The organism is Mesorhizobium sp. M7A.F.Ca.US.006.04.2.1 (assembly GCF_004022915.1).
GTDB lineage: Bacteria > Pseudomonadota > Alphaproteobacteria > Rhizobiales > Rhizobiaceae > Mesorhizobium > Mesorhizobium ciceri.
Genome location: NZ_RZQA01000386.1, coordinates 1 through 5,837 on the forward strand (window position 1 = coordinate 1; position 5,837 = coordinate 5,837).

Sequence of the window (5,837 nt, forward strand, 5' to 3'; positions counted from 1 at the left end):
ACATGTCGGACGAGGCGCTGCCGCATATGTCGGTGCGCGAAGGCAAGATCTGCGGCGTGCCGACGAGGTTGTTCCGCATGTCGTTCACCGGCGAGCGGGGCTTCGAGGTCAACGTGCCTGCCGACTACGGCCAGGCGGTCTGGGAAGCGCTGTGGGCCGAAGGCCAGAAGCATGGCGCGGCGGCCTACGGCACCGAGGCGATGCACGTGCTGCGCGCCGAAAAGGGCTACATCATCGTCGGCCAGGACACTGACGGCACGGTGACGCCGAACGATGCCGGTCTCGACTGGGCGGTCGGCAAGAAGAAGACCGATTTCGTCGGCATCCGCGGCCTGACTCGGCCGGACCTTGTCGCCAAGGGCCGCAAGCAGCTGGTGGGCCTCAAGACCAAAGATCCCAAGGTGGTGCTCGAAGAAGGCGCGCAGATCGTCGAGGATCCGAAGCAGGCGATCCCGATGAAGATGATCGGCCATGTCACTTCGAGCTACTGGTCGGAAAATTGCGGCCGCTCGATCGCGCTGGCGCTGGTCGCCGGCGGCCGCGACCGGATGGGCGAGACCCTCTACGTGCCGATGCCGAACGGGGTGATCGAAGTGGAGGTTACCAGCATGGTGTTCTTCGACGAGACGGGAGGGCGCCTCAATGGCTAAGGCCGCTGCAAGAAAGACGACGCCGGCTGCATCGCCTTCGGTGGAACGCCGTCCGGCGCTGGCTGGACGCAGCACCACTGCTGCCGGCGCCAAGGTCGAGGTCTTGCCGCCGGCCGAGCGGATTTCATTGCGTGCGCCGGAGGCGTCGGTCGCGGCGCTTTCGAAGGCGCTCGGCGTGACCTTGCCGAAAAAGCCGAAGACATCCGCCTCGAAGGCCGGACGTATCGCCTTGTGGCTCGGCCCCGACGAATGGCTCGTCATCGACGAGACCGGCAACGATCCGCTCGCCGATTGCGCCGGGGTTGCCGCGTTGCATTCGGCGGTCGGCGTCTCGCATCGCAACATCGCGATATCAGTGACGGGCGCCGGGGCAGCGGCGACGATCAATGCGGGCTGTCCGCAGGATCTGTCGCTCGACGCCTTCCCGGTGGGCGCGGCGTCGCGCACCATTCTGGGCAAGACCGAGATCGTGCTGTTGCGCACAGCCGCCGATGCCTTCCGGGTCGAATGCTGGCGTTCCTTCTCGGACTATGTCTTTACTTTCCTGTCCGAGGGATCGCGCGACGCGGCGGTCTGAACTCGGAACGTTTTGCAGGGCACGCTCGTTCTGCATCCGCACGCCGAGGGAGAAATGCCGATGCCGTCGAATTCCGCGCCGAAGTCGCCGGTCAAAAAGACATCGGCCGTCCGCTCGCTCGAACATGAGCGACATGAAGCCCCGAGCGCCGAAGAGGAACTCGAGGAAGGCCTTGAAGACACGTTCCCGGCCAGCGATCCGGTATCCATTACCGGAACCGCCATCCCCGGCGCACCGGCGAAACCGGGCAAGGCCAAGACCGTGCCGGGGCGCAAGAAGCGCAAGACCTAGTATTCCATCGGGCCAGATCGCATCGGACCTTCTCAATCTCCTTGGGCGTGCTATTTAAAGCGCTTTGGGAGATGAAAATGCCGACAAAAGCGATCGTTTGGGGCGAGAACGTCCACGAGCAGACCAATGAAGCCGTGCGCGAACTCTATCCCTTGGGGATGCACGGCACCATCGCCGCCGCGCTCAACCAGGACAAGGGCATCGAGGCGGCCACCGCCACCTTGCAGGAGCCCGAGCACGGCCTGAGCGAAAAGCGCCTGGCGGCCACCGACGTGCTTTTGTGGTGGGGCCACGCGGCGCATGGCGAGGTCAAGGACGAGATCGTCGAGCGGGTGCAGAAGCGGGTGTGGGAAGGGATGGGCCTGATCGTGCTCCATTCCGGTCACTACTCAAAGATCTTCAAGCGGCTGATGGGCACGCCCTGTTCGCTGAAATGGCGCGAGGCGGGCGAGCGCGAGCGCGTCTGGGCGATCAACCGCGGCCACCCGATCGCGCAAGGCATCGGCGAGTGCCTGGAGATCGGCGAGACCGAAATGTATGGCGAGCCGTTCGCGGTGCCGGAGCCGCTGGAGACGGTGTTCGTCTCCTGGTACGAGGGCGGCGAGGTGTTCCGGTCCGGGCTGACCTACCAGCGCGGCGCGGGACGGATCTTCTACTTCTCGCCCGGCCACGAGACCTATCCGATCTATCACAATCAGGGCGTGCAGCAGGTGCTGCGCAACGCCGTCCATTGGGCGCACAACCCGGCGCCGGCATGGTCCGGCATCACCAATGCGCCGAACGTGCCGACGGATGCGGCCAAGGAGAAGATCGTGCAGAAGGGGCTGCGCCTGCATGCCGATGGCGACAAGGGCCTGAGCTGATTGGGGCGGCCTGAGCTGATCGGGCCTGAGTTGCCCAAGGCGTGAGTTGATTTTGGGGGCTTGGGGCTAATGCATCGAATTCTTCTGCTCGGCACCGGCGGTATCGCCGGGCATCATGTCGAGGAGTTTGCCGGGATTCCCGGCTGCAGCATCGTCGCCTGTGTCGACCAGTTGCCCGGTCGCGCTGCGGCGTTCGCCGCGGCCAGCAAGATCGGCGATTCTTTCGAGAGCCTGGAGGCGGCGATCGCCTGGGGCCAGTTCGATGCCGCCATCAACGCGACGCCGGATGGTGCGCATAGGGCGACGACGCTGGCGCTGCTCGGCGTGGGAAAACATGTGTTTTGCGAAAAGCCGCTGGCGCCGAACTACGCCGACGCGTTTGATATGACGCAAGCGGCCGAGGCTGCCGGGGTGATCAACATGGTCAACCTCACCTATCGCAACTCACCGGCGATCCACGAGGCGCGGCGCATGGTTCAGGCCGGCGAGATCGGCGCGTTGCGCCATGTCGAGGCGAGCTACCGGCAAAGCTGGCTGGTCAGCAAATCATGGGGTGACTGGCGGGTCGAGGACAAATGGCTGTGGCGCTTGTCCAGCCGGCACGGCTCGACCGGCGTGCTGGGCGATGTCGGCATCCATATCCTGGATTTCGCCACCTATGGCGCCGGCCAGGATATCGTCAGCCTGCATGCCGATCTGGTGACGTTTCCGAAGGCCGAGGGCGAGCGCATCGGCGACTATGTGCTGGACGCCAATGACAGCGTGGCAATGACGGCGCGGCTCGATTGCGGCGCGCTTGCCACGATCGTGGCGAGCCGCTACATGACCGGTCACGCCAACGATTTGTCGCTGGCCCTGCACGGCACCCAGGGCGCTATCAAGGTCGAGACCGACGGCAAGGCATCGAGCCTGTCGGCCTGCCTCGGCGGGGATGTCGATCTTCAGCGCTGGCGGACTTTGGATCTGCCCAGTGTCAAGCGCAATGCGCGACGCTTTGCCGATGCGCTGGATGCAGGCCGGAATGGCGATCCGTCGTTCCGGCGCGCCGCCGACATGCAGAAGCTGATCGACGCAGCCTTTGAGAGTTCAGCGGCGAAGCTGCCGATTTCGGTCGCTTGAAGCTGGCCGGCTTGTGCCGGCCAGACGTGATCTTTGCTGATATCAGAATGCGCTCGGCACAATCCACGGATTGATGCTGATGCCGAGCCGCGGGCCCTTGCCTTCAGCGGTGTTTTCCGTGGCACCCTTCTTCTCGACCGAACCGGTCGAAGCGCAATCGAGCTTCAGATTGGTCTTGGTGTCAACGCAGGCCGCCACCGGCGCATGCTTGACCGGATGGGTGGTGTTGGCGGCGAAAGCCGAGCCCGAAAGTGCCAGCACGGCGGCGAGGGTGAGGAGTGTCTTTTTCATTGTCAGTCTCCGGTTTCCGGGTCGAATTCAATTCGTACCGACGGGTGAATTTTTCTCGTACATGTACGATAGACTGTACATATACGCCGTCGATTGGGAATTCAAGGGAAAACCGTACGCGTACGATAAATTTTTCGTTAACCAAGAAATCCCCCCAGGGTCTGGCTGGGGCGGAGAGAAAATATGGAAATGAAAGGGAACGGCGTTCAGCAGTTGACCGGTGTCTCGGTCAATGGCGGGACGTTTTGCGTGCTGAGCGTGGCGAGCGTGAAATCGCACATCCGCTTCACGAAGGCCTGCGGGTCGCCGAAGGGGTAGAATGGAAAGGTGATGAGCAGCGAGATCGTGCCGTGGCCGACCGCCCACAGCATGGTGGCGATGGCGCGCGGATCGCCCTGCAATTTTCCGGCGGCAACGCAGGCCTCGACCCGGCTGATCAGCGCCTTCATCGCCGGGTTGCTCTCTTCCATGTCGTCGTAGCTCCTGCCTTCCGGCAGCTTGGTCTTTTCGGTCATGAATACGGTGCGGTATTCGTTGGGATTGCCGAGCCCGAAGGCGGCATATTCCGTCATCACCGCCTGCAAGGCTGCGATCGGATCATCGGACGGATGCTCCTCGATGCGGCGAGCAAGCGTCTCGAATGCGTCCTCGGCCAGAGCGAACAGGATGTCCTGCTTGTCGGCGAAGTAGGAATAAACGGACATCGGGGCGTAGCCGACCCGCTTGGCCAGCTTGCGGATGGTCAGGCCCTCATAGCCCTCTTCCTGGACAAGCTTATGCGCGGCCTCGAGCAATTCGGAGCGCAGTTCTGCTTTTTGTTTCTCGCGGCGTGTCTGGACGCTCTGCGGCAAGATCTGGTGCCTTCGGTTGGGTTGGTGGCTGGCTAAATTATATACGCTGTACGGAAACGGACAAGGGCACGGGAAGTTCCCAAACGGTATGCTTCGGATCGTGCCGACGCTTGTCGTAATTTGGCAGCCCCGTGATCAGCACCGTTCCTCTCTCGAAATGGCCCATCACGCCTCCCTGTCGATCAGTTCTGCGGCAAGACACGAAAGCAGTTTCACCGCCTCGCCATAGGTTTTCGCCTTCTCGGGATTGGAGGCGTTGCCGTCCAGCGCCCGCTTGAAGACGCCCTGGCAGATGGCAGCCAGCCGGAAGAAGGAAAAGGCGAGGAAGAACGTCCAGTTGCCGATACCGGTGAGCCCGCGCCGCCGGCAGTAGGCGGCGACGTAGTCCTCTTCGGAAGGCAGGCCGAGTGCGGAACGATCGATACCGCCCAGGCCGCGAAAGCCGGAAGCGTGCGGCAGCCGCCATTGCATGCATTGATAGGCGATATCGGCGAAGGGGTGGCCTGATGTCGAAAGTTCCCAGTCGAGCACTGCCAGAACCGTTGGCCGGTCCGGCGCGAAGATCAGATTGTCCAGCCGGTAGTCGCCATGGACCAGTGAGATCCGGCCGTCATCTACGGGCATATGCGTTTCCAACCAGGCAATCAGCCGGTCCATGTCGGCGACGGTGCCGGTTTCCGAGGCACGGTACTGGCTCGTCCAGCGCGCCAGTTGGCGCTCGAAATAATTGCCCGGCCGGCCGAAATCGCCGAGCCCCACAGTCTCGACATCGACCTCGTGCAGGGCGGCGAGGGTGTCGTTCATGGCATCGTAGATGGCGGCGCGTTCATCATTGTCGCCAGCCTCCGGCAGGGCCGGATCCCAGAAAATGCGGCCGTCGAGGAAATCCATCACGTAGAACATGCGGCCGATGGGCGAGCCTTCCGCCGACAGGTGCAGCATGGCAGGCACAGGCACGGCGGTGCCGGCAAGCGCGCTCATCACCCTGAATTCGCGGTCGACCTGGTGCGCCGATTTCAGCAATTGCCCCGGCGGCTTGGCGCGCAGCACGTAACGGCCGCTTGCCGCCGTCAAAAGGTAGGTCGGGTTCGATTGGCCGGATTTGAGCTTCTCGACTGCAGCAAGCCCGGAAAAGCCCGGTATGTTCGCCTCGAGGTAAGGCGCAAGCGCTGCCTGGTCGAGAACGGGATCACTC

The 5,837-nt window shown here is 63.3% G+C and carries 8 protein-coding genes; 5 read left to right on the forward strand and 3 right to left on the reverse strand.

Annotated features, from left to right (window positions below; all coding sequences use genetic code 11):
• The 5 genes from EN925_RS20170 to EN925_RS20190 all read left to right on the forward strand — a co-directional run.
• Nucleotides 1–650, forward strand: a 650-nt coding sequence (locus EN925_RS20170; RefSeq protein WP_245487249.1) for an aminomethyltransferase family protein, incomplete at its 5' end; no start/stop codon positions are given.
• Nucleotides 643–1,227, forward strand: a complete 585-nt coding sequence (locus tag EN925_RS20175; RefSeq protein ID WP_127388358.1) for a sarcosine oxidase subunit gamma — start codon at nt 643–645, stop codon at nt 1,225–1,227. The genes EN925_RS20170 and EN925_RS20175, both read left to right, overlap by 8 nt.
• Before the next feature lie 60 nt (nt 1,228–1,287).
• A complete protein-coding gene (locus tag EN925_RS20180; protein WP_024502775.1) occupies nt 1,288–1,518 on the forward strand; it encodes a hypothetical protein in 231 nt (76 codons plus the stop codon).
• Nucleotides 1,519–1,595: 77 nt separating this feature from the next.
• The gene (locus EN925_RS20185) at nt 1,596–2,381 is read left to right on the forward strand and encodes a ThuA domain-containing protein (protein WP_127384933.1); all 786 of its coding nucleotides are present in this window, start codon (nt 1,596–1,598) and stop codon (nt 2,379–2,381) included.
• A gap of 69 nt (nt 2,382–2,450) precedes the next feature.
• Nucleotides 2,451–3,500 (forward strand): Gfo/Idh/MocA family oxidoreductase, encoded by a 1,050-nt coding sequence (locus tag EN925_RS20190; RefSeq protein ID WP_127384932.1) that lies wholly within the window; start codon nt 2,451–2,453, stop codon nt 3,498–3,500.
• A 42-nt stretch (nt 3,501–3,542) separates the two neighbouring features.
• Here EN925_RS20190 and EN925_RS20195 read toward each other — a convergent pair whose 3' ends face one another.
• From EN925_RS20195 to EN925_RS20210, 3 genes are all read right to left on the reverse strand, one after another.
• Complete coding sequence (locus tag EN925_RS20195) at nt 3,543–3,791, reverse strand: DUF680 domain-containing protein (RefSeq protein WP_013529664.1); 249 nt, start codon at nt 3,789–3,791, stop codon at nt 3,543–3,545.
• A 206-nt stretch (nt 3,792–3,997) separates the two neighbouring features.
• Entirely contained in the window at nt 3,998–4,642 is a 645-nt protein-coding gene (locus EN925_RS20200; RefSeq protein WP_013529665.1) for a TetR/AcrR family transcriptional regulator, read from the reverse strand.
• A 165-nt stretch (nt 4,643–4,807) separates the two neighbouring features.
• Nucleotides 4,808–5,837: phosphotransferase family protein (locus EN925_RS20210; protein ID WP_164894295.1), on the reverse strand; the 1,030-nt coding region annotated here is incomplete at its 5' end.

Coding starts and splice junctions, on each gene's coding strand:
- EN925_RS20180 (WP_024502775.1), top strand. CDS start 1,288: ATGCCGTCGAATTCCGCGCCGAAGTCGCCGGTCAAAAAGACATCGGCC.
- EN925_RS20185 (WP_127384933.1), top strand. CDS start 1,596: ATGCCGACAAAAGCGATCGTTTGGGGCGAGAACGTCCACGAGCAGACC.
- EN925_RS20175 (WP_127388358.1), top strand. CDS start 643: ATGGCTAAGGCCGCTGCAAGAAAGACGACGCCGGCTGCATCGCCTTCG.
- EN925_RS20190 (WP_127384932.1), top strand. CDS start 2,451: ATGCATCGAATTCTTCTGCTCGGCACCGGCGGTATCGCCGGGCATCAT.
- EN925_RS20195 (WP_013529664.1), bottom strand. CDS start 3,791: ATGAAAAAGACACTCCTCACCCTCGCCGCCGTGCTGGCACTTTCGGGC.